The organism is Bradyrhizobium sp. BRP19 (assembly GCF_020194195.1).
Taxonomy (GTDB): Bacteria; Pseudomonadota; Alphaproteobacteria; order Rhizobiales; family Xanthobacteraceae; genus Bradyrhizobium; species Bradyrhizobium yuanmingense.
On record NZ_JADYVZ010000239.1, the window covers coordinates 1 to 388 of the forward strand.

Here is a 388-nt window from a genome sequence, read left to right on the forward strand (position 1 = left end):
CCGACAAAATGCACCCTGTCGGATACTTTCAGCTCATCGGCCAACAGTCTTAACCGTGCCTCGTCCGCGCCTTGCCCGGCCAGCGCAAGATGCCAGGACGGTTCACCGGGCAAGAGACGTATCGCCGCATCGAGCCGCTTGTGAGGGTGCAATCTTGCAGCACAACCGAGCAGCACGCGATCCGAAGGCAGTTCGAACCGCTGCCGCGCAATATCCTTTGGCAGATCGAGCGATTTGTCGTCGAAACCATGTGGGACATGCTTCATGCGCGATCGGTAAGGAGCCGGATACCGCGCATACTCGCGCTCCATCTCCAGCGAGTTGAGCGTTATGCATTTGAAGAAGCCAACGCTGCCCATGATGATATCGGCGATGCGGACCGGCCAGT

The 388-nt window shown here is 58.8% G+C and carries 1 protein-coding gene; it reads right to left on the reverse strand.

The annotated features are described in order from the left end of the window. A partial coding sequence (locus I6F36_RS39365) for a glycosyltransferase (protein ID WP_225173337.1) occupies positions 1-388 on the reverse strand: 388 nt, incomplete at both ends.